This is a genomic window from Cupriavidus sp. HY129 (genome assembly GCF_059492215.1).
On record NZ_CP083255.1, the window covers coordinates 2,739,105 to 2,761,158 of the forward strand.

Annotated in this window: 23 protein-coding genes; 10 read left to right on the forward strand and 13 right to left on the reverse strand. The window is 65.3% G+C overall.

Annotated elements, in window-relative coordinates:
- The first annotated feature begins 110 nt into the window (after positions 1–110).
- The 3 genes from K6G35_RS28645 (at position 111) to K6G35_RS28655 (ending at position 2,579) form a co-directional block, all read left to right on the forward strand.
- Complete coding sequence (locus tag K6G35_RS28645; protein WP_035883195.1) at positions 111–722, forward strand: glutathione S-transferase family protein; 612 nt, start codon at positions 111–113, stop codon at positions 720–722.
- A gap of 51 nt (positions 723–773) precedes the next feature.
- Positions 774–1,766: a pyridoxamine 5'-phosphate oxidase family protein gene (locus tag K6G35_RS28650; protein ID WP_286882579.1), complete on the forward strand. Its 993-nt coding sequence runs from the start codon at positions 774–776 to the stop codon at positions 1,764–1,766.
- A 96-nt stretch (positions 1,767–1,862) separates the two neighbouring features.
- Positions 1,863–2,579 carry an MgtC/SapB family protein gene (locus K6G35_RS28655; protein WP_024570655.1) on the forward strand — a complete coding sequence of 239 codons (717 nt, stop codon included), beginning with the start codon at positions 1,863–1,865 and terminating at the stop codon, positions 2,577–2,579.
- Between the two features lie 16 nt (positions 2,580–2,595).
- On the opposite strand, the gene K6G35_RS28660 is transcribed toward K6G35_RS28655, so the two are convergent.
- The 3 genes from K6G35_RS28660 to K6G35_RS28670 form a co-directional block, all read right to left on the reverse strand.
- Positions 2,596–3,096, reverse strand: a complete 501-nt coding sequence (locus K6G35_RS28660) for a GAF domain-containing protein (protein WP_234707023.1) — start codon at positions 3,094–3,096, stop codon at positions 2,596–2,598.
- Between the two features lie 17 nt (positions 3,097–3,113).
- Positions 3,114–4,091, reverse strand: a complete 978-nt coding sequence (locus K6G35_RS28665; RefSeq protein ID WP_017512336.1) for a Bug family tripartite tricarboxylate transporter substrate binding protein — start codon at positions 4,089–4,091, stop codon at positions 3,114–3,116.
- Positions 4,092–4,160: 69 nt separating this feature from the next.
- Entirely contained in the window at positions 4,161–5,990 is a 1,830-nt protein-coding gene (locus K6G35_RS28670) for a gamma-glutamyltransferase family protein (RefSeq protein WP_186425703.1), read from the reverse strand.
- A gap of 123 nt (positions 5,991–6,113) precedes the next feature.
- On the opposite strand from K6G35_RS28670, the gene K6G35_RS28675 reads away from it, so the two are divergent.
- Positions 6,114–7,052, forward strand: a complete 939-nt coding sequence (locus K6G35_RS28675; RefSeq protein WP_495676746.1) for a LysR family transcriptional regulator — start codon at positions 6,114–6,116, stop codon at positions 7,050–7,052.
- Positions 7,053–7,089: 37 nt separating this feature from the next.
- Positions 7,090–7,407: a YnfA family protein gene (locus K6G35_RS28680; protein ID WP_008649032.1), complete on the forward strand. Its 318-nt coding sequence runs from the start codon at positions 7,090–7,092 to the stop codon at positions 7,405–7,407.
- Positions 7,408–7,465: 58 nt separating this feature from the next.
- On the opposite strand, the gene K6G35_RS28685 is transcribed toward K6G35_RS28680, so the two are convergent.
- Both K6G35_RS28685 and K6G35_RS28690 read right to left on the reverse strand, forming a co-directional pair.
- Entirely contained in the window at positions 7,466–7,864 is a 399-nt protein-coding gene (locus tag K6G35_RS28685; RefSeq protein ID WP_495676747.1) for a c-type cytochrome, read from the reverse strand.
- Complete coding sequence (locus K6G35_RS28690) at positions 7,861–8,268, reverse strand: VOC family protein (RefSeq protein ID WP_495676748.1); 408 nt, start codon at positions 8,266–8,268, stop codon at positions 7,861–7,863. The genes K6G35_RS28685 and K6G35_RS28690 overlap by 4 nt, the downstream gene beginning before the upstream one ends.
- A 357-nt stretch (positions 8,269–8,625) precedes the next feature.
- Here K6G35_RS28690 and K6G35_RS28695 point away from each other — a divergent pair, with 357 nt between their 5' ends.
- Positions 8,626–11,043 (forward strand): DUF3772 domain-containing protein, encoded by a 2,418-nt coding sequence (locus K6G35_RS28695; RefSeq protein WP_495676749.1) that lies wholly within the window; start codon positions 8,626–8,628, stop codon positions 11,041–11,043.
- Positions 11,044–11,106: 63 nt separating this feature from the next.
- Here the strand turns inward: K6G35_RS28695 and K6G35_RS28700 are convergent, their stop codons facing one another.
- Both K6G35_RS28700 and pip read right to left on the reverse strand, forming a co-directional pair.
- Positions 11,107–11,316, reverse strand: a complete 210-nt coding sequence (locus K6G35_RS28700; RefSeq protein ID WP_008649025.1) for a hypothetical protein — start codon at positions 11,314–11,316, stop codon at positions 11,107–11,109.
- A 123-nt stretch (positions 11,317–11,439) separates the two neighbouring features.
- Positions 11,440–12,396 (reverse strand): prolyl aminopeptidase, encoded by a 957-nt coding sequence (gene pip, locus K6G35_RS28705; protein WP_495676750.1) that lies wholly within the window; start codon positions 12,394–12,396, stop codon positions 11,440–11,442.
- A gap of 132 nt (positions 12,397–12,528) precedes the next feature.
- On the opposite strand from pip, the gene K6G35_RS28710 reads away from it, so the two are divergent.
- Positions 12,529–13,251: a DUF2076 domain-containing protein gene (locus K6G35_RS28710; RefSeq protein ID WP_186425706.1), complete on the forward strand. Its 723-nt coding sequence runs from the start codon at positions 12,529–12,531 to the stop codon at positions 13,249–13,251.
- 64 nt (positions 13,252–13,315) lie between these two features.
- Here the strand turns inward: K6G35_RS28710 and K6G35_RS28715 are convergent, their stop codons facing one another.
- Positions 13,316–14,581: an MFS transporter gene (locus tag K6G35_RS28715; RefSeq protein ID WP_008648031.1), complete on the reverse strand. Its 1,266-nt coding sequence runs from the start codon at positions 14,579–14,581 to the stop codon at positions 13,316–13,318.
- Between the two features lie 406 nt (positions 14,582–14,987).
- Here K6G35_RS28715 and K6G35_RS28720 point away from each other — a divergent pair, with 406 nt between their 5' ends.
- Entirely contained in the window at positions 14,988–15,395 is a 408-nt protein-coding gene (locus tag K6G35_RS28720) for a hypothetical protein (protein ID WP_008648030.1), read from the forward strand.
- A 111-nt stretch (positions 15,396–15,506) separates the two neighbouring features.
- On the opposite strand, the gene K6G35_RS28725 is transcribed toward K6G35_RS28720, so the two are convergent.
- Positions 15,507–16,403, reverse strand: coding sequence for a LysR family transcriptional regulator (locus K6G35_RS28725; RefSeq protein ID WP_495676751.1), 897 nt, complete (start codon positions 16,401–16,403; stop codon positions 15,507–15,509).
- A gap of 93 nt (positions 16,404–16,496) precedes the next feature.
- Between K6G35_RS28725 and K6G35_RS28730 the strand changes: the two genes are divergently transcribed.
- Positions 16,497–17,282, forward strand: a complete 786-nt coding sequence (locus K6G35_RS28730) for an NAD(P)H-dependent oxidoreductase (RefSeq protein ID WP_008648028.1) — start codon at positions 16,497–16,499, stop codon at positions 17,280–17,282.
- Here the strand turns inward: K6G35_RS28730 and K6G35_RS28735 are convergent.
- From K6G35_RS28735 to pobA, 4 genes are all read right to left on the reverse strand, one after another.
- On the reverse strand, positions 17,279–17,575 hold the full coding sequence (locus K6G35_RS28735) for a nicotinamide mononucleotide transporter (protein ID WP_008648027.1): 297 nt from the start codon (positions 17,573–17,575) through the stop codon (positions 17,279–17,281). The two genes, K6G35_RS28730 and K6G35_RS28735, sit on opposite strands and share 4 nt — an antisense overlap.
- A gap of 123 nt (positions 17,576–17,698) precedes the next feature.
- Complete coding sequence (gene surE, locus K6G35_RS28740; RefSeq protein ID WP_495676752.1) at positions 17,699–18,478, reverse strand: 5'/3'-nucleotidase SurE; 780 nt, start codon at positions 18,476–18,478, stop codon at positions 17,699–17,701.
- 134 nt (positions 18,479–18,612) lie between these two features.
- Entirely contained in the window at positions 18,613–19,701 is a 1,089-nt protein-coding gene (locus K6G35_RS28745) for an alpha/beta fold hydrolase (protein ID WP_008648023.1), read from the reverse strand.
- A 97-nt stretch (positions 19,702–19,798) separates the two neighbouring features.
- Complete coding sequence (pobA, locus tag K6G35_RS28750) at positions 19,799–20,995, reverse strand: 4-hydroxybenzoate 3-monooxygenase (protein WP_008648022.1); 1,197 nt, start codon at positions 20,993–20,995, stop codon at positions 19,799–19,801.
- Between the two features lie 127 nt (positions 20,996–21,122).
- On the opposite strand from pobA, the gene K6G35_RS28755 reads away from it, so the two are divergent.
- A complete protein-coding gene (locus K6G35_RS28755) occupies positions 21,123–22,052 on the forward strand; it encodes a helix-turn-helix domain-containing protein (protein WP_495676753.1) in 930 nt (309 codons plus the stop codon).
- Positions 22,053–22,054 lie beyond the last annotated feature (2 nt).

The following is a 22,054-nucleotide window of genomic DNA, read 5'->3' on the forward strand; positions in this document are numbered from 1 at the left end:
GAGTCACTTCTTCCCCCGGCCATTTTTCGTGGCACGGGACGCCCCTATATTTGATGCGAGCCCGGCATTTGCCGTAGCGCCGAACTATCGCATCCAAGGACGTCCCGACCATGAAACTCTATGTGCACCCGCTTTCCGGCCACGCCCACCGCGCACAGCTGTTCCTGTCCCTGCTCGGCCAGCCGGCAGAACTGATCGAAGTGGACCTGATGACCGGCGCGCACAAATCGCCCGAGTTCCTGAAGCTGAATCCGTTCGGCCAGATCCCGGTGCTGGTCGATGGCGAGACGGTCGTGCCCGATTCGAACGCGATCCTGGTCTACCTGAGCAAGAAGCTCGGCCGCACCGACTGGCTGCCCGAAGCACCGGCGACGGCAGCGGCTGTGCAACGCTGGCTGTCGGTCGCCGCTGGCGACATCGCCTTCGGACCGGCCCGCGCGCGCATCGCCACACTGTTCAACGCCCCGTACGATCTGGATGATGCGGTCGCGCGGGCCCACGTCGTGCTCAAGCGCATGGACGATACGCTGGCCGACCGCCCATGGATCGCCGCCGATCAGCCAACAATTGCAGACGTGGCGCTCTACAGCTATACCGCGCGGGCGCCGGAGGGCTTTGTCGATCTGCGGGACTACGGCAACGTGCGCCAATGGCTGGCACGCGTGGAAGCGCTGCCGGGCTTCGTCCCGATTGTGAAAAGCCCGGTCGGACTCGAAGCCTGAATCCGCCAGCCTGAAATCGCCTGCCTGAGAAGTCGCCACCTGGAGCGCGCCATGAACCGTCAACCTGCCCCCCATGCAGAGCTGCTGCCCGGCACGCCCTGGCATACCGGCGAGCGCATCCTGCAATCGCGCGCCGGCGTGGAAGAGCGTCTGGCCGAAGTGGGTCCGCGCGTGGTGCGTGATTACATGCCCGACCAGCATCGCGAGTTCTTCGCGATGCTGCCCTCCATCGTCATCGGCGCGGTAGCCCCGGACGGCCAGGTCTGGGCCACCCTGCGCGCGGGACAGCCAGGCTTCCTCCAATCGCCCAATCCGTATCTGCTGGAAGTCGCGAGCCCGCGCGATGCCGATGATCCCGCCGACAGTGGTATGGAAGACGGCAACGCCATCGCACTGCTCGGCCTTGACCCAATGACCCGCCGCCGCAACCGGCTGAACGGCACCGTGCGCCGCGATGACGCGCGCGGCTTTGGCGTGACGGTGGGACAAAGCTTCGGCAACTGCCCGCAGTACATTCAGAAGCGCGAGTTCGTGGTCACGCGCGACCCCGCGACGCCGGGCACCGTCGCGCCCCAGATCCTGACCGCGCTCGATGCTAGGGCGCGGACGTTGATCCGCCATGCCGATTCGTTCTTCGTCGCGACTTATGTGGATCTGCCGGGAGGACGCCAGGTGGATGTCTCCCATCGTGGCGGCCGACCCGGATTCGTGCGCGTGGATGCCGACGGCAGCCTGACGATTCCGGACTTCGCCGGCAATACGTTCTTCAATACGCTTGGCAACATGCTGGTGAATCCGGTGGCGGGACTGGTGTTCGTCAGCTATCCGACCGGCGACCTGCTGCAGATGACGGGCCGCGCCGAGGTCATCACCGATTCGCCCGAGATCAGCACTGTCGAGGGTGCGGAGCGGCTGTGGCGCTTTTTCCCCCGGCAGATCGTGCGCCGCGATCGGGCGCTGCCGCTGCGCTGGGATTTCATGCCCGGCGGCGAATCGCCGCAGGCGCTGCGGACCGGCATCTGGCCCGGAGATCCAGCTTCATGACAGGAACATGAAACCCCCACGGGTGTCAGGCAGCGCAGTGCCTGTGCCACAATCGCGCCAGTCTCTGCCCGCACGGATGCGCCCTCGAACATGTCCCTGGAAGCCCTGCAGAACATCAATCCACAATCGCTGCTCGACACCGCCATCAGCCTGGCCGCCGCCTTCGTCCTGGGCGGAATGATCGGCTACGAGCGCCAGTACCGCCAGCGCACGGCCGGCCTGCGTACCAACGTGCTGGTGGCGCTGGGCGCCGCGATCTTCGTCGATCTTGCCAATCACATCGCCGGCCATGAGGGCGCGGTACGCGTGGTGGCATACGTGGTATCGGGCATCGGCTTTCTGGGCGCGGGCGTGATCATGCGCGAGGAAGGCAACGTGCGTGGGCTCAACACCGCGGCCACGCTCTGGGGCTCGGCGGCGGTGGGCGCCTGTGCGGGAGCGGACCTGATTCTCGAAGCGGGCATCGGCGCATTGTTCGTCCTGGCCGCTAACACGCTGCTGCGACCCGTGGCCGATCGCATCAACCGCCAGCCGATGGATACACCAGCCGTGGAAGTCACGCACACCGTGCATGTGATCACGCTACGCGAGTACCAGAAGACCGCCATGCGATTGCTCGAAGACGCGCTGGAAGCCGCGCAGTATCCAACGCGCGACCTGGAAGTCCGCGCGTTCGGCGATCAGGATGTGGAAATCGAGGCAGCACTGGTGGCCACCTCGGTGGACGGCGACGCGCTCGACGCGATCGTCGCCCGACTCGGCGGCACCAGCGTGGTCAGTCAGGCGTTCTGGAGCGCAAGCACAACGGAGTAGAAACGGGGTCGGCCTTTCAACCGGCAATCGCTTCAACGACCGCCGGCACCACAAGCTGCCCCAGCAGCCGCAGCGCAGTCATCTCATCGGCCGTCCACGCCTGCACATTCGCCAGATAGTTGAACGTGCCGATCACCGCGCCGCGTCGGCTCAGCGGCACGTTGACCACGCCGTTCAGGCCAAGGCCGCGAATCACGGCGATGTCGTCGAACACCGCTGCCAGCGCCTCGTCGCCCTCGCCGACGAAGACCTCGCCGCGCACCAGCAACTGACGCGTCCAGACCGTATCTCCCTTGATCTTCTTGCCGCCCACCGGATAGGCTGCCGGGTCGGACGACCATAGCCGTTCGATCTCGCCCGTCCTCGCGTGCCATGCGTTGATCGTCAGCAGGCCGGGGCCGACCATCGCCAGCGTGGCCTGCCCCACGGCATCCATCGCGCCTTGCGGCGTGGCCGCATCGCGCAGGCGGTCCAGCAATGCATTCAGTTGTGCCTGCCAATGCATCGGTAACGTCATGTTCGCTGCGCCCGCCATCATTCGCCCTGGATGCCGAGTTCGCGGATCAGCTTGCCGTAGCGGTCCGCATCGCGGCGCAGGATCTTGCCGAATTCCTGCGGGGTGGACGTCGCCGTCTCGACGCCGATCGACTCCATCTTGGCCTTGACGTCGGGCAACGCCATCGCACGGTTGATCTCGTTGTTCAAGCGCGTCACCAGTTCCGCAGGCATGTTCTTCGGGCCAAAGGCGCCGTACCAGACCGAAAGCTCGTAGCCGGGCAGCGTCTCGCCCACCGTCGGCACATTGGGCAGCAGCGGGGAGCGCTTGGCTTCGGTCACGGCCAGCAGGCGCAGCTTGCCGGACTTCACGTGCGTCAGCGTCTGGGTACCCGCCGAGAACAGCAATTGCGTCTGGCCCGCCACTGTATCGACCACGGCCGGCGCGCCACCCTTGTACGGCACATGCAGCAACTGCACGCCAGCCATCTTCTCGAACAGCACCGCGCTCAGGTGATTGGTGGAGCCGGGGCCCGCGCTGGCGTAGGCGACCTTGCCCGGATTGGCCTTCGCGTACGCAATCAGTTCCTTGACGTTGTGCACCGGCACGGACGCGTTCACGACCATCGTGTTGGTCACATAGGCCAGCAATCCCAGCGGCGTGAAATCATCCACGCCCTTGAACGGCATGTTCGGCATCAGCGCCGGGTTCATCGCGTGCGTGCTCATCGAGCCGATCAGCAGCGTGTAGCCGTCCGGCTTCGCGCGTGCCACCATCGCCGAACCGATGTTGCCGGAAGCGCCCGGCCGGTTGTCGACAATGACCGGCTGGCCGAGCGACTTGGTCAACTGCTCGGACAGCGTGCGCGCCAGGATATCCGTCGAACCACCCGCCGCCCACGGCACGATCAGTGTGATCGGCTTGGTCGGCCAGGCATCGGCCGCGCTGGCCAGGTTCGCAAACGACATCGTCAATGCGGCGGCACCGCACAGCAGGCTTCTCAGTACGGACTTCATCTCGGACTTCATCTCCAACCCCCTTCGGTTTCTGTTTCTGTATCGGTCTTCGGTAATGTCGTGCGTGAATCAGCGGCCGACGGCATAGCCCTGCATGCCACGCGCGTTGGCGCCGGCGCGCAGCACGAGCCGCCCCCTGGCGTCGCGCTCGCGTGTGCAGGCCGACATGCGGCCCTCTGACCAGTCATCACCGACGCGAACCTCGTGCCCACGGGCACGCAGCGCTTCGATCGTGGCAGCGGGAAAGCGCGATTCGACGGTGATGCGGTTCAGTGTCGTCTGGCGCGGCCAGAACGACTGCGGGAAGTGGTCGATATGCCAGGCGGGCGCGTCGATGGATTCCTGCAGGTTCATGCCATGCACCGCGTGGCGCATGAAGAATGCCAACGACCACTGGTCTTGCTGGTCGCCGCCGGGCGTGCCGAACACCATGTAGGGCTCGCCGTCGCGCATCGCCAGTGACGGCGACAGCGTGGTGCAGGGCCGCTTGCCCGGCGCCAGCGTGTTGGGCAGGCCCGGTTCGAGCCACGTCATCTGCAGGCGCGTGTTGAGCGCGAAGCCGAGCGACGGAATCGTCGGGCTCGACGACAGCCAGCCGCCCGAAGGCGTGGCCGCCACCATGTTGCCGTGCCGGTCGATCACGTCGATATGGCAGGTGTCGCCGACGAACAGCTCCCGTTCGGCCCATTCGGTTACCGGCGGTAGCGCGGCGAAGGTCGGCTCGCCCACGCCGAAGCGCGTATCGGCAGCGGTCAGCGTGCGCTCGGCCACGGCGGGGTCAGGCATACGCGGCGCGCGGCCACCCAGCGCGCCGGGGCACATCGTCAGCGCCGCCCGATCACCGATCAGCGCCGCGCGGCTGGCCAGATAGTGCGGATTGAGCAGCGTGGCCAGCGGGCTATCGACGAAGCGCGGATCGCCATACCAGGCGGCGCGGTCGGCCATCGCCAGCTTGGCAGCCTCGGCGATCGTGTGGACGAACTCGGGCGATGTTGGCGCGTGCGCCTCCAGCCCCGCATGGCGCAGCATCCCGAGTTGCTGCAGGAACACCGGACCCTGGCTCCAGATATCGCACTTGGCCACGCTGTAACGGCCAAAGTCCAGCGAGACGGGCGCCTCGACCGTGGCTTGCCAGTGCTCCATGTCCTCGAAGCGCAGCAGGCCGATGTGCTTTTCGCCAGTGGTGTCGCGTACCGGCGTGTTGCGGCAGTATGTGTCGATCTCCTCGGCCACGAAGCCCTGATACCAGCAGCGCATGGCCGCGTCGATCTGGCCTTCGCGGGTGTCGCTCTGCGCGATCGCAGTCGTCACGATGCGCGTATAGGTATCGGCCAGCACCGGCAGCGTGTGCAAACTGCCGGGGCGCGGCACCTTGCCGTCCGGCAGCCAGGTATCGGCCGAACTGTGCCATTCGTCGCGGAACAACGCCTGCACGGCAAGGATCGCCTGCGAGATGCGGGGCACGAGCGGAAAGCCGTCGCGCGCGTAGCCAATGGCCGGTGCGAGCACGTCGGCGAGCGACCAGGTGCCATGATCACGCAGCATCGTCATCCATGCGCCGAAGGCTCCCGGCACCGTCGCCGGCATCAGCCCGATGCCGGGCATCATCTCCATGCCCATCTTGCGCAGCGCTTCCGGATCAGCCAGCGCCGGGGCAGGGCCCTGGCCGCAGACCGAGCGCGCGGCACGCTCACGCTCGCTCCAGAACAGGATCGGCACCTCACCGCCGGGCCCGTTCAGATGTGGCTCCACCACCTGCAGCACGAAGCCGGCTGCCACGGCAGCATCGAACGCATTGCCGCCACGTTCGAGCACGCCCATGGCGGTCTGCGTGGCAAGCCAGTGGGTGGAAGCAGCAACGCCGAATGTGCCGACGATCTCGGGGCGTGTCGTGAACATGAAGTGTGCGCGCAATGGCTGGATCGGAATGTAGTCGAGTATAGGCAAGTGAAATAACCACAAAGAGCCAAATACTTATCGGTGCATTACCATTCGGTTATACGACTCCTTTCCATTGCCGCCATGCCGATCGCCACCGACAAGCTGCTGCACAACATCGTCTCCCGGCTGCGCCTGCGCCACCTGCCGCTGCTGCTTGCGCTTGAGCGGCAGCGCTCGATCTCGCGCGTGGCGGCCGAAATGAACCTGTCACAGCCGGCCGTGACCAAGGCGCTGCGGGAAATCGAGGACATTTTCACCACGCCGCTGTTCACCCGCACCCGCAACGGCCTGGAGCCGACCGCAACCGGCACGGCAGTGCTGGGCCATGCGCGCATGGCGCTGGCCGACGCTGACGCGCTGGGGCGCGAGCTGGCCGTGATCGAGGCCGGTCTGCGCGGCCGGCTGCGCATCGGCGCCATCCCCTATACGGCGCGCGCCGTGCTCGATGCCGCGCTCGCCTACGGGCTGAACCGCACGCCGCGCATCTCGGTGCTGGTCAGGGAAGGCACCACCGACGAACTGGTCGTCGCGCTACGCCAGCATGAACTCGATTGCGCGATCGCGCGATCGTTCTACCTGGCTGGGGAAGACATCGTCCAGCAACCGCTCTATCGCGAGGAGCCTGTGCTCGTGGTACCGTCACGCGCTGCCGCGCGGCTGTCGCGCGGCGGACTGGACTGGAAGCGGCTGGCCGAGCTGGACTGGATACTGCCGCCGCACCATACGCCGGTGCGCCGCACGATCAATACGATGTTCGCGCTGGCCGGCGTGGCGCCGCCGCTGCCGATCGTCGAAACCTATTCGGTCAAGCCGATGGCCACGCTGCTACGCAGCCAGCCGCACGTGATCACGATCGTGCCGAGGTCAGTTGGGGCCGAACTGGTCGAACTGGGCGATGCCGAGATGCTGCCGTTCTCGCTCTCGTGGGACCTGCCACCCGTGGGCTTGATGTGGCGGCGCGAGTCGCAGGAAAACGAACTGGTGACGGGGCTGGCAGCGGCGCTGCGCCAGGCCATCTGAAACGACAGCAGGAACAAGGAAAAGGCTGAAAACCGGGATGAAAACCGTCGGACTCTATCTGCTTACCGCGCTGGCCGAGATCCTCGGCTGCTATCTGCCCTACCTCTGGCTGCGCCAGGGTGCGAGCCCGTGGGTACTCCTGCCCGGCGCGGCATCGCTGGCCGTGTTCGCGTGGCTGCTGACACTGCATCCGGACGCCTCCGGCCGTGTGTATGCAGCCTACGGCGGCGTCTATATCGCGATGGCCATCGCATGGCTGTGGGCGGTGGATGGCGTGCGCCCGAGTCCTTGGGATTTGGCCGGCGTGGCGGTGGCGCTGGGTGGCATGGCCATCATCGTGTTCCAGCCGCGCTGACGCGCCGCCCTTCTCTTTCTGCTTTCCCTGCGCTCCCGCTTTGCCTCCGCCTCCGCCGCTATTGGAAGGTGCGCAGGTAAGCAAGAAGATCGGCGATCTGCTGCGGATCGCTCATGCCCCAGAAACGCATCTTCGTGCCCGGCACCACCTTGCCCGGCGACTGCACAAAGGCGCCCAGCGTGGCATCCGACCAGACCACACTCGACGCCTTCATCGCGTCGGAATAACGATAATCCGCCGTACTGCCGGCCTTGCGACCGAACACGCCATTGAGCTGGGGTCCGAATGCGCCACGCGCCGACGGGCCGACGCGGTGGCATGAGGCGCAGAGCCGGGTAAAGGCCTCCTTGCCGGCCTGGGCATTACCGACGGCGGCATTGGCTGCATTGGCTGCATTGGCTGCGTGGGCGACTGGATGGACAAGCAGGGCAAGAACCAGGGGTAATGCGTATTTCATGCTGCGGGATAGCTCGCCACCTCGATCAGGTTTCCATCGGGATCACGGCAATAGACTGATGTGATCGGCCCGAGCGCCCCGGTGCGTTGCACCGGACCGACTTCCACGGCCACCTTGTGGGCCAGGAAATGCGCAATCACCTCCTGCGGCGGCATGTGCGTGATGAAGCAGAGGTCGTCGCTGCCGGAGGTCGGATGCACACCCGTGAACCATGCAACGGTGTCTTCGCCCACCGGGCGCAGATTGATCTTCTGCTGGCCGAACTTCACCGATACCCGTTTGCCGGAACGTGACTCGAAGTCCTCACGCTTCATGCCGAGCACCTGCTCGTACCACGCGGCGCTGGTTTCCACGTCCTTCACATTGAGCACGATATGGTCGAAGCGATCGATTGCGAGCGTCATGGGGGCCTTTTTCCTGATGGGATTGTCGGGGTCCGTACGATACCGACAGAGAGATGTAACAAGACGTTTGGCTGTGAAACAAGCGGTACTGTACACCCCGTGTGATGCATACGCGTACGTATAATGCGGTCTTCCACGACGGGCGCGTCGTGCGTAACTGACGCGCCCAGACTCTGACTCAGACTCAGTCTCCTCCGCCGGGCGGCATCCCATCCGCATGTCAGCCCGCACTCGTTGAAAGCGGCAGGCCGGCCACCATGCGCGGCTGCGCTTTCGTTGTCCATCCTGGCGCGTCGCGCCCGGCACTGCCTGCCGGGACTGGCGAACCCGGAAAATTTCCACGAAGTGCAATTCGCCATGAGCAAGATTTCCAGGCTCGCCTTGAGCCTTGTATTGGCCGCACTGTTTCATGTCGCCGCCCCCGCGCTTGCCGCGGAAAGTGCCTCGGACGCCGAAGCCCAGCAAATTCCCGTGCTGACGCACGCGGAGGCCGTTGCCGAACTCAAGCGCCTGCAGACCGAGCAGGACCAGATCAAGCAGCAGGCTTCTGGCGCCTTGGGGCGCACCAAGCTCGATGGGCTTGGTGGCGACCTCAAGCAACTGGCCAACGATGTCGACAAGCTCGCCGCGTCGCTGACGCCGCAACGCGCGCAGCTCCAATCCCAGCTCGATGTGCTGGGCCCGCCGCCCGAAGCCGGAAAGGCAAAGGAAGCCCCTGCGGTGGTCGCACAGCGCGCCGAACTCACCGCGCGCAAGACGCAGCTCGACGACGAACTGAAGCAGGCGGCCAACAGCAAGGACAACATCGCGCACCTGCAGGAACAACTGGCCAAACTGCAACGCACGCAGATGAAGGATCAGCTTGCGTTGCGTTCGGAGAGCATCCTGAATCCCCAGTTCTGGAAGCCGCTCTTTGGCCGCGCGCCGGAGGACCCGGAGCGGCCCGGCGCCTTCACCGACGAGATCGTCCCGATGTTCGAGCACGCCTGGGCGCCTGGGCAACGGGCGACCACGGTCATCCTGCTCGTGATCGCGCTGGCCGCGTGGACACTTGGGCGTCGTCTGCTCGAACGCGGCGCGGCGTGGCTCTGCCTGACGCAGTTGCCCGAGGCCCGCATCCGACGTAGCGCGCTGGCGTTCGCCACGACACTGGCCACGGTGATCGCCACAGCCATCGGCGTGCGCATTGCATTCGCGGCATTCACCGGCGGCGAAGACGTCCCGCCCGAGCTTCAGGACCTGCTGAACGATATCGCCAAGCTGGCGATGACCAGCGCGCTGATCGCGGGCCTGGGCCGCGCCCTGCTCTGCACGCGGCATGCTTCATGGCGGCTGCCTGCGCTAGCCGATCGGTTGGCGCTCGCCATGAAACCGTTCCCAACGGTGCTGGCCGGTTTGCTCCTGCTGGCCGGCACGCTCGAGCAGTTCAGCCGCATGGCCGATACGAGCCTGCCGGTCACGCTGCTTGGCAGAGGCGTTGTGTCCTTGGTGGTGGTGTTGACGATTGGCGCCGCACTGCTGCGTGCCAGTCGCGTGCGCACCGAACTGCTCGCCGCCGGAGAACAGCCCGAAGCCCGCGCCACGCTCGTCGGATTGATCCACCTCGGCGTCACGCTGACCGTGGCGGTCTCGTTCGGCGCGCTGCTGATCGGCTACATCAGCATCGCGCGCTTCCTGACCTACGAACTGGTCTGGTTCGATATCGTGCTGTGCAGCCTCTACCTGCTCACGCAACTGACGCGCGACATCTGCGAGGCCACGTTCTCCACGCAGTACGGCGGCGGACGCGTCATCAAGCAACTGTTCGGCGCAGGCGATACCCAGCTCGAACAGGCCTCCACGGTCTTTTCCGGTCTTGGCTCCAGCGTGCTGCTTCTGCTGGCCGTGCTGGCGCTCCTTACCGGCGGCTTCGGCACGACTCCCGCCGATCTCTTCAACAGCCTGCTGGCCATGCTCGGCGGCGAGAAGCTACGCGCGCTGAACATCATGCCGGACCGCATCATGAACGCGGTGATCGCGCTGGTGGTCGGCATCTGGCTGCTACGCTCGGTACGCCGATGGCTCGATGCGGAACTGCTGCCGAAGCTTTGCTCGGAGTCCGGACTGCGTGCATCGCTGATCACGCTGTTCAGCAATATCGGCTACGTGCTGCTGGTACTGCTGACGCTCTCGCTGCTGGGCGTCAAATGGGAAAACCTGGCGTGGATCGTCAGCGCGCTATCGGTCGGTATCGGCTTCGGCTTGCAGGAGATCGTCAAGAACTTCGTCTCCGGCCTGATCCTGCTGACCGAGCGCCCGGTCAAGGTAGGCGACATGGTCAGTCTGGCTGGCGTCGAAGGCGATATCCGTCGCATCAACGTGCGCGCGACGGAAATCCAGCTGGCCGACCGCTCGACCGTGATCGTGCCGAACTCGCAGTTGATCTCGCAGAACCTGCGCAACGTCACGATGCACAACAACACGCAAGGCGTGGCCACGCTGCAGTTGACGTTCCCACTGAACACCGACCCCGAAGCCGTGCGCGACCTGCTGCTCGACGTCTACCGCCAGAACGACGCGATCCTCGACATCCCCGCGCCATCGGTGACGTTTAGCCAGTTGGCGCCAAACGGCATCACGCTGAGCGTCACCGGCTATGTGAACAGCCCCCGCATCGCTGGTGGCACCAAGAGCGACCTGCTGTTCGAGATCCTCAAGCGGCTTCGCGCCGAGGAGATTCCGCTGTCGGCGCCACAAACGCTGCGGCTGGAGAATATGGCGGCATTGGGGACGTAAATAGGGGTGTAGATCAGGGGCGCAGATTGGGGCGAGTTGACTCCCCGTCACCCCGTCACCCCGTCAGCCCATTGCTCCTTCGTGCCCAGTCCAATAATCGGCGCCATCGTCATGGGTGGCGAGCGCGATCACCTGGGTGCACCGTTGGCATGTGTAGAGGAAGGCCTGCGCACCGGTGCCGGATATGGCATCGCCGGTGCGGATCAGGCGGGGGTGTGGCGGAACATAACCGGGACGACCCAGCAGGCTCTTGCAGAGTTCGCAAGGAACCATGGCGCTCTCCAGATTCTGGTGCGATTCGCGGCAATGACACCCGCGACAGGTGATTTTTGTGCAACGCAGCAGAATCCAGTATAGGCGCACGATCGTTCGATCGCCACGCCCGGGCGATGTGACTTATTCCTTACCGGCGAAGCGGTCCGTTGCGGCAATCAATTGGTCGAGAATGCCGGGTTCGCTCCAGGCATGGCCCGCGCCTTCGATCAGATGAAAATCCGCGTCCGGCCAGGCCTGATGCAGGGCATAGGCGTAACGCACCGGACAAGGCATGTCGTAGCGACCATGCACGATCACGCCAGGGATGCCGGCCAGACGATGCGCGTCGCGCAACAGTTGCCCGTCGTCAAGCCAGGCACCGTGTGTGTAGTAGTGGTTTTCGATGCGCGCGAATGCCAGCGCGAAATGTCCGTCGGCATGTTTGGTGCTGATATCGGCGTCCGGTAGCAGCGTGATCGTCTCACCTTCCCAGACACTCCAGGCCTGCGCGGCCTCGACCTGCTTTGCCTTGTCCCCGCCGGTCAGGAGCTTCCGATAGGCGGCCATCATGTTGCCGCGCTCCGCCTCCGGCACCGGGGCCTGAAAACGCGCCCATTTGTCGGGGAACATCTCCGATACGCCGAACTGGTAATACCAGTCGAGTTCGGCCCGCGACACCGTATAGACGCCACGCAGCACCAGTTCGCTCACACGCTGAGGATGTGTCTGCGCGTAGGCAAGCGCCAGCGTCGATCCCCATGATCCCCCGAACACAAGCCAGCGCTCGACGCCGATCCGCTCGCGCAGTTTTTCGATGTCGTCGACCAGATGCCAGGTGGTATTGGCCTCCAGCTCGGCATGAGGCGTCGACTGGCCGCAGCCGCGCTGGTCGAACAGCAGCACATCGTAGCGGGCGGGGTCGAACAGGCGTCGATGATCGGGCGAGATGCCGCCACCGGGCCCGCCGTGCAGGAACACCGCCGGTTTGGCGCCGCGCGTGCCGACGCGCTCGTAATACAGCACGTGGCCATCGCCGACGTCGAGCGTGCCGGTCTCGTAGGGTTCGGTAGCGGGATAGAGGGTGCGCGGTTCAGGCATGTCGCCTCCCGGAAAGCCTTGAGGGAAGCCAAGTGTAGCGCCATCGTGCAGCGCAACGCACCTTTAAGTTTCGTTTAAGTCTTGGTCCCTACAGTGGAGCCGTACCGCAACCGCCTCCTGGAAAGGTGACGTATGACCCCTCAAGACATGCAAGCACTGGAAACCTTCCTGAGCCAACTCGTGCAGGCTCGCGCCGATGGCAAGGACCCGCAGGCCGCGGCGATGATCGCCGATGCGGCCGCCCGGCAGCCCGACGCCGCCTATCTGCTCGTACAGCGCGCCATGCTGCTTGATCGCGCACTGGTGAATGCCCAGGCCCAGATTGCATCGCTCCAGCAGCAGGTTCAGCAAATGCAGCAGGGCCAGGGCTCGCGCAGCTTTATCGATGACGCCAACGCCTGGGGCAACCACCCCAACCGCCCGATGCCCGGCGCCGCTCCGTCCGCGCCGCCGCCATATCAGGCCGCCCCGCAGTATCCATCCGCGCCGCAACCCGCCCCGCAGCCGCCGCAAGCGGCCCGGCCCGGGTTTCTGAGCGGAGGCCTGGGCGGCACGCTTGGCAGCATCGCCACCACGGCGGCGGGTGTCGCGGGCGGCGCGATGCTATTCCAGGGCATCGAAAATCTGTTCCACCGCAACAGCGGTGGCGGCTTCTTCGGGCAACCGGCAATGGGTTCGGCGCCCACCGAGACCGTGATCAACAACTACTACGAGGACGGCAGCGGTAGCAACGGCGGTGGTGGTGGCAGCAATGCGCTGCTGGCCGACAACGGCAACCTCGACAGTGGCAACCTCGACAATGGTCTGGACGACTTCGTCGACGACGACTACCGGAACGACGACTCGATCTTCTGATTCTTCTGGCCGTCCTGAACCCGGCGCGGGATCCTGCCTCCGGTCCCGCGCCGTGGGGTCTTGTTCAGGCTGTCACGGTGATGTCACGGCGAGAGGCACTCATCAGTGACCACCCAAACACGACCATACCGGCCAGCGCCAGCAGCATCCCGACCCAGCCAGTTGAGGTCCAGCCGAGACCGGCGGCGATCGTCACGCCACCCAGCCATGCGCCGAGCGCGTTCGCCATATTGAACGCCGAGTGATTGAGCGCGGCGGCCAGCGTCTGAGCGTCTCCAGCCACGTCCATCAGGCGGATCTGCAACGGCGGGCCCAGCGCCACGGCGGTGCCTACCAACATCACATTGAGCGAAGCGAGCCACGGGTATGGCGCGGTGTACACGAAGGCGCCCAGCACCAGCGCGGACCAGAGCAGCACACCACCGACGGTCGGCATCAATGCCTTGTCCGCCAGCTTCGCGCCGGCCAGATTGCCGGCCACCATGCCGACGCCGAACAAGGCCAGCACGATAGGAATACCGCTGGCGGGCATATGCGCCACCTCGAGCATCGTCGGCTTGACATAGCTGAACACCGCGAACATGCCACCAAAGCCGATGGCGCCAATGCCGAGCGTGAACCAGACCTGCTTGCGCGCCAGCGCGGACAGTTCGCGCAATGGGCTTGCATGGCGATCGGCGGGCACGAACGGCACCCAGCGCCACACCAGCAAAGCCGTGAGCGCGCCGATGGCGCCGACTATCACGAACGCGGCGCGCCAACCCAGCCACGTGCCAATGCCGGCAGCGATTGGCACTCCCACAAGGGTCGCCACGGTCAGCCCGAGCATGACCAGGCCGACGGCCTGCGCGCGGCGCTCGCGCGCCACCAGACTTGCCGCCACCAATGCGGCCACGCCGAAGTAGGTGCCATGCGGAAATCCGGTGAGCAGGCGCACGACGAGCATCGGCAGATACCCCGGCGCCAGCGCGCTGGCGAAGTTGCCCAGGGCGAAGGCGCTCATCAGCGCAATCAGCAGGTTGCGGCGTGGCCAGCGCGCGCCCAGCACGGCCAGCAATGGCGCGCCGATGACCACGCCCAGCGCGTACGCGCTGATCAGGTGGCCGGCCTCGGGAATCGTGATTGCCAGATCGCGCGCGGCGTCGGGCAGCAAGCCCATGATGACGAACTCGCCGGTGCCAATGCCAAAGCTGCCAACGCCAAGCGCCAGCAAGGCACGGCGGTCAGCCGCGCGATCACGGGCCGTGGCGGCATCGCCTTCGGTAGATGAATTCGGGGACGAACGGGTGAGATCGGGAACGTTGTCGAAGTTTCCGTGTGGGGCGGTCATGAGCAGAGAGATTGCGAAGCACTTGTCATAGCTTGTCGCCGCTCACTGGCGGACAGGATCTTGCGTCCTGTCTCGGGGGCTCCAGCGTGCTCCGCGCGGCGCGAAGGCGCTATTGTGAAGCAAAACGGCGCTGCTTGCCGGGCACGGCCCGGTGTGGATGAAAAGGCCGGTCGGCGCACAATCGACACATCATTGACACACCATCGACGCCCCCATCGCCCGATGATCGGTGCACATTCCGCGCACGGTCGCGCCATGGTGGTCGATCCCACGATTCCATCGCATCCGTACTGCGCGCAGGGCTATCGGCGCACGATGCGCCGCCCTATGCTGAAGTTATGCGACGCCCGCGTCCCGTACCCGTGAACCACGGCCCGGGTGCCGCGACTCGTGTGTGGGAGGGGATATGTCCCTGCGTAGCATCCTGTTCATCGCCGCCGTGACCATTACCTGGAATTCGCCTGCAGCCGCGGCGGGCTGCCAATACGACATGCAGTGCAAGGGCGACCGAATCTGTCAGCAGGGCCAGTGCATGGCGCCCGACAGCGACGACTCCGACGCCGCGACTGCCAAGGGACCATCGGTACAACAGGCACAACCTGTGCAGCCGGCACAGGCGGCACCACCCGCGCAGTCGGCCATGAGGCTGACTCCCGCGTCCACCACCGCGAGCGCGCCGCGCAACTGCTGTACCGTGGCAGGCAAGTTGCGGTTGACCACACCCCAATCGGGCGATGCCGCGCTGATGGTCGGCGATGCCTGCCAGGGCCTGACGGCCACGGGTAAGCCAGTTCCCGGAACGGCCTGCAACTAACGCCTGCAGACATCCCCATCGACAATTCAACGTCATCCCGACGACATCTGACTGTCATCCGGCGGCCGCCATCACACCGCCATCACGGGCCCGGAGCCATCCGGGCCCCACCTATCGCACCGCCGCCGCGATCGACTCCCGCAGCCACTGATGCGCGGGGTCGCGATGAACCCGCTCGTGCCACAACATTGACATCTCGAATCCCGGCACCTCCACGGGCGCATCGACGATCTGCAGCCGGTCGTTGTCCCGCACCAGCCGGGCCGGCAGCATCGCGACCAGATCGGTGCTGGCCAGCACCGATTCGAGGTAGAGGAAGTGCGGCACGGACAGCACGACCCGTCGCGACAGCCCCACCTCGACCAACGCCTCATCGGTGGCGCCGACGAATCCCCCGCCCTCAGGCGACACGATCACATGCTCCAGCGCGCAGAACTGGGCGATGGTCGGCTTGCGCTTCAGGCGTGGGTGCTCACGACGGCCGGCCAGCACGAAGCGCTCGGTGAACAGCGGACGGAGATGCAGGCTTTCCGGGGCATCGGTGGTGATATGGAACACCAGATCGACGTCACCCTGCTCCGCCTGACGTGCAATCCGTGGCGGCGCCAGTTCAACGACCGCCATGCGGGTGCCGGGCGCGGCCTCGCGCAAGCCGGCCAGCGCCGGCAGCAACACGGTTGTTTCGCTGTAGTCGGTGGCGGCAATGCGCCATGTCTGCGTGGCCTCGGCGGGGTCGAACGGATGCTCCGGCGAGATGGCCGCCTCCAGCGCGGCCAGCGCCTCGCGCAGCGGTTCGCGCAGGGATTCAGCGCGGGCGGTGGGGCGCATGCCACGTGGCCCGGGCAGCAAAAGCGGATCGTCAAAGATCTCTCGCAGCCTGGCCAGATGCACACTCACCGAGGGCTGGGAGTAGTGCAGCCGCTCGGCCGCGCGCGTGACGTTATGCTCGGCCAGCAGCGTGTCGAGTGTGACGAGCAGATTCAGATCGAGGCGCCTCAAATTAATCATGGCAATACCTGGAATATTAGGAATTCATTTCCAATATAGCTCAGGCGAACCTAATCTTGGTCCTGACCCATCCTCAGTCATCAGGACACCGACATGAACGTACTGCTTGTCTATGCTCACCCCGAACCGAAATCGCTGAATGGCTCGCTCAAGGACTTCGCCGTGCAACGGCTGGAAGCGGCAGGCCATCAGGTGCGGGTCTCGGACCTCTATGCCATGCAATGGAAGGCGCCGCTCGATGCCGGCGACTCGCTGGCACCTGCGAATGGCACGCCGTTTCATCCGTCGCTCGCCTCGAAGCACGCATTCGAGAACGGACTGCAAAGTCCCGACATCGCACGCGAGCAGGAAAAGCTGAAGTGGGCCGACGCGGTGATCCTGCAGTTCCCGCTCTGGTGGTTTTCAATGCCCGCCATCCTCAAGGGCTGGATCGAGCGCGTCTATGCCTTTGGCTTCGCCTACGGTGTGGGCGAGCATTCGGATTCGCGCTGGGGCAATCGATATGGCGAGGGCACGCTTGCAGGCAAGCGCGCCATGCTGATGGTGACGACTGGGGGGTGGGAATCCCACTACGATGCGCGCGGGATCAACGGACCGATCGAGGACATCCTGTTCCCGATCCATCACGGCATCCTGTACTACCCGGGATTCGACGTGCTGCCGCCCTTCCTGGTATTTCGGTCGGGCCGGATCGACGGCGATCGCTATGCCGCGGTGACCGAAAAGCTTGGCCAGCGGCTGGACACGCTGTTCACGACGGAACCCATCGCCTTCCGGCCACAGAACGGCGGCCAGTACGAGATTCCGTCACTGATCCTGCGGTCGGACATCTCGCCGGGACAGACCGGATTCGCGGCGCACGTGGCGCTGGAGAACTAGGCCGCTGCAGCAGCCGTGGGCGTGTGGGCAGCCAGTTCGCGGTAATAGCGCGTGTGGCGATAGAGCCCGTAGAGGCTCGTCGCCGTGAAACCGAGTTGCTGCACGAACAAGCCGTAGGTGCCGGTAGCCAGCGCGAAGGCACTCCACACCAGGTTCGAGCAGATGTAGGCAATCCAGCCCCAGCGCGACGCGCGGTTGTGAAGTGCGACAAGGAAGGAGCCGCTCATCGCGAGGGCGCAGCCCGACCATTCCAGTCCGTTGAGCAGGTTGGGGATTTGGGCCGCAAGCTCCATCTTTGTCTCCGTTTTGCGTTCATTTTTTGTATGCAAACCGAAGACTATCGTCACTGACAAATTCTGGCAAGAGGGGCTACCCGAGGTTTACCTCGGACTCGCCCCTCCCCCTTTGCGCCGCGCTCAGGCCCGCGTCAGGTTGTCCGCCAGCGCCACTGCGGCTTCCTCGCTGGTGCGCTCGAAGCGCAGCGGCGTCACCGACACCGCGCCACGCGCCACCACCATCGCCTCCGCATCGTCCACGTCGGGCCTCGGGCCGCGCGAGAACTGCAACCAGTGATAGGGGAAGCCGCGCGGGTCCACGTGCGCGCGGACGTCGATTGCGTTGATCAGCCCGACGCCCTGCCGCGATACCGTCAGCGGACCGGCCGTATCGGCTTCAACGTCCGGGAAGTTGACGTTCAGACACGCGTCATCACTCCAGCCCGCCATCACCAGGCGGCGAATCACATCGCCTGCCAGCGCCCGGGACGTCCCCCACTTCACCGCATTGCGATCCTTGAAAACCTGGCTCAGCGCGATCGAGCGGATGCCCAACAGCATGCCGGTCATGGCTGCGCCGACGGTGCCGGAGAACACGGTTTCGAGCCCGAGATTGCCGCCGCGATTGATGCCGGACAGCACCAGGTCCGGGGGCGTATCGCGCATCACGTGGCGTACTGCCATCACGACGCAATCTCCCGGTGTACCGCTGATGCCGAAGCGGCGCGGGCCTTGCTCGGTGATACGCAGCGGATCATGCAGGCTGATCGAGTGCGAGGTGCCGCTTTGATCGTGCTCGGGCGCGACGATCCAGACTTCGCGCGCGATCGTGGCGGCGACCTCCGCCAGCACGGCAAGGCCCGGCGCATCGATGCCATCGTCATTGGTCAGGAGCACGCGTTCGACTACAGGTTCAGACATGGAATAGGCTCAGGTGGTTGGAGAAGGCCCGCCGCGCAGCCCCGAAGCGCCGCGCGAAAGCGACCTTTACTTTAGCCGATCCCGCTCCGTTCCCGCCGACCTCGTCCGCCACGAGACCGGCAGCCCCCGCTGGCTTACAACTGGGGCGCCCTGCAGGCCGCGCCGCCGGCATTCGCGGCCGGGGCCATGCCAAACACGGCCTGCGCCCCGCACTGCGAGCCAAACATGCGCGACTGGTCATGCCCCACGCCGACCACTTCGAACGAACGATGGGTGCTGGTCTGGTCCGGCGCACCGAGGAAGCTGTCATAGCGCCAGTACGCGCGCGCCCGCTGGAGGCGGGTCGGCCCTTCGGCTTCCGCGCCACATGACTTGTCGAGAACCCGATGGTTCGGATCGTTGTCCTTGCTGCCAACCAGATACGTCACCTTCCGCTGCATGTAGCGCCTGTAGAGCGTCTTGCCATCGGCGCCCTTTGCATAGGCCACCATGTCCTGCATGCCATAGCGGTACTCGTCGTAGCCGGGACACACCGCGGTGCTGTATGGCGCAAAGCGCTTGTAGTCCGGCGCCACGGGCCGATCCGGCGTGAAGTACAGGTATGAGGAAGGGTTGGCCACCACGTAGCGCAGATCGATGCCGCGCGCGCGTACCGCCTCGTCGACGTTGTTGAGCACGGCGTAGCGATGCACGATCTGCGCCCCGGCCGAATGGCCAGCCACGGTCACCTTGGTCACTGCGGGGAAGCGCGACTTGTCGGTGACATAGGCCACCAGGTCGTCCAGCACCTGCAGCGAACTGACTTTGACGCCCGATGCTGCATCCTCGCCGGAAATCCAGCCCTGCACGGTCCATACGGGCATGTTGTCAAAATGCTTGGCGGCATCGGGCGTGCCGGGGAAGTTCGGAGCAATCAGCAGGACTTCATCGGGATTCTGGCCACTGGCCTTGAGCAACTCCGCGCCAGTCGCGTAGTAGCCGTCACCATTGCGGCGCAGGCCATGCTGGATAAACACGACCTCCCTGATGCCCCGCATGTCGCCGCCGAGCGGATGGTTCGCGTACACGGGGAAGTCGTAGCCCGAGCCCTGGCCCAGATGCACCCGCTGCCATTGGGGCTTGCCGGTGGCAGCGGCCTGAGGCGCGTCGGACTGGGTCGCGCAGCCGGCGGCTAGCACGGCAGTCAGTATCAGTCCGAGGGCGGTTAGACGTACGGGACGCATGGTGTCTCCTTGCTATCGACGTCCGCCATGCTAACAGCCCTTGATATGGGTTCTCGACCGCCCTTGCATGGGCGCCGGGAGCAAACCCTCGCCGCGCTCAGCGCGGCAGGCCTACGTAGTTTTCCGCGAGCGAACGGCATGCGGCTTCGGAGCCGACCAGGTAGTCGAGTTCGGCTTGCTGGATGCGGTGCGCAAACGCGTCGGCATCCGGGAAGCGGTGCAGCAACGACGTCATCCACCACGAGAAACGCTCCGCCTTCCAGACGCGGCGCAGGCACTTCTCCGAGTACATATCCAGTTCGTGCGAGTCGTCGTGCTGGTAGTGCGCGATGAGGCCATCGGCCAGGTAGAGCACGTCGCTGGCGGCCAGGTTCAGTCCCTTGGCGCCTGTTGGCGGCACGATGTGCGCCGCATCGCCCGCCAGGAACAGCCGGCCGTAGCGCATTGGCTCGCACACGAAGCTGCGCAGCGGGGCAATGCTCTTTTCGATACTCGGGCCCGTGACCAGCGCCTCTGCGGCGGCCGGGTCCAGGCGATGACGCAGTTCGTCCCAGAAGCGGGCATCGGACCAGTCCTCGGGTTTCTCCGTGGACGGCACCTGCACGTAGTAGCGGCTGCGGGTCTTCGACCTCATGCTGCACAGCGCAAATCCACGTTCATGGCTGGCGTAGATCAGTTCGTCGGCCACCGGAGGGGTCTCGGAAAGAATGCCAAGCCAGCCGAACGGATAGACACGTTCGAAGATGCGCTTTGACGGTTCCGGCACGCTGGCGCGGCTGACGCCGTGAAACCCATCGCAACCGGCGATGTAGTCGCAGACCACCTCATGCTCTACACCATCCTTGCGATAGCACACACGTGGGCGATTGCCGTCGAAATCGTGCAGCGAAACATCTTCCGCTTCATAGACCGTCGGCACGCCCGACGCCTGACGCGCGGCCATCAGGTCGCGCGTGACCTCGGTCTGCCCATAGACGGTAACGTCACTGCCGATCAGCGCATGGAAGTCGATGCGGTGGCGCTCGCCGCCGAACGACAGTTCGATGCCGTGGTGCACCAATCCTTCCTCACGCAGCCTGCCGTCAACACCGGCACGCTTCAGCGCCTCAACCGTCACGCATTCGAGAATGCCCGCGCGAATGCGGCCGAGGACATACTCGGGGCTGCGTTGCTCGATGACGATGTTGTCGATGCCCGCGACAGTCAGCAACTGCCCAAGCAGCAGCCCGGCAGGACCTGCACCAATGATGGCGACACGCGTGGAACGGGAATTGAACGAGCCATTGGGGGCCATGGCGAGTCTCCTGGTTTGTATGTATTTGTTGGGCCTAACGATAGAGCCTCGCGCGCCATGCAGGAATGGACAGATCGAACCATCGAAGTGACAATCCGAACATTCAGGGTTCACCCGATATGCCCCCATGAGAACCGTTCCGACCTACTCGCTCTATGGCGTGAATTCTTCGGAGCCCCTGCTGGATCAGCTTCATTTCGAGTCCATCGCCTCGCGCAGCCAGCTCTACGCGTGGGAGATCAAGCCACACCGGCACGAACGCTTCCTTCAATTTCTGTACATCCATCGCGGCAGCGGAGAAGCCCTGCTGGAGGGCCGCAAGGAACGACTCGCAAGCGGGTCGCTGATCACGGTGCCACCGCACCACGTGCATGGTTTCGTGTTCGCGCCCGACGTCGACGGCATCATCGTGACGATGACCGACACCTACCTGCGCACGTTGCTGGCCGGCTTGCCTGGGACGGTGCCGCTGTTCGAGCACCCACGGCATGACCGCGTGGCGCGACGCCACGCGCTGGCGGGCACGCTGGCGCTGTTCAGGGAGGAGATGGAATCGGTATCGCCGTGGCGCGGCGCATCGCTATCGGCGTTGCTGACGCTGATGCTGGTGGGCATCGCGCGCATCGCCGAGGCGTCGGCCCCGGCGAAGACGCAGGCCGGCAGCCGGCCGGCCCGGCACTTCCGGCAGTTCCAGCAACTGCTGGAGACCGACTATCGCGAACAGAATGACATCGCGCACTACGCCGGGGCGATCGGCGTCACCCCGACGCAGCTCAACCGCATCTGCCGCCAACTGGCCGGGCATAGCGCATTGCAGCTCATTCACGCACGCGTGCTGGCCGAAGCGCAGCGCGACCTGCTCTTCAGCGATCTCGATATCAAACAGATCGCGATGACACTCGGCTTCTCGGACGCGGGCTACTTCTCACGCTTCTTCGCGCGGCTGACCGGGCAGACGCCTACCGCATTCCGCGAATCGGGCCGTGCCCGCCTGCCAGCGTTCGCGATCAAGGACGCCATGAACGCGACGGATACGGCAGGCGTGGCGGACGCCTGAGC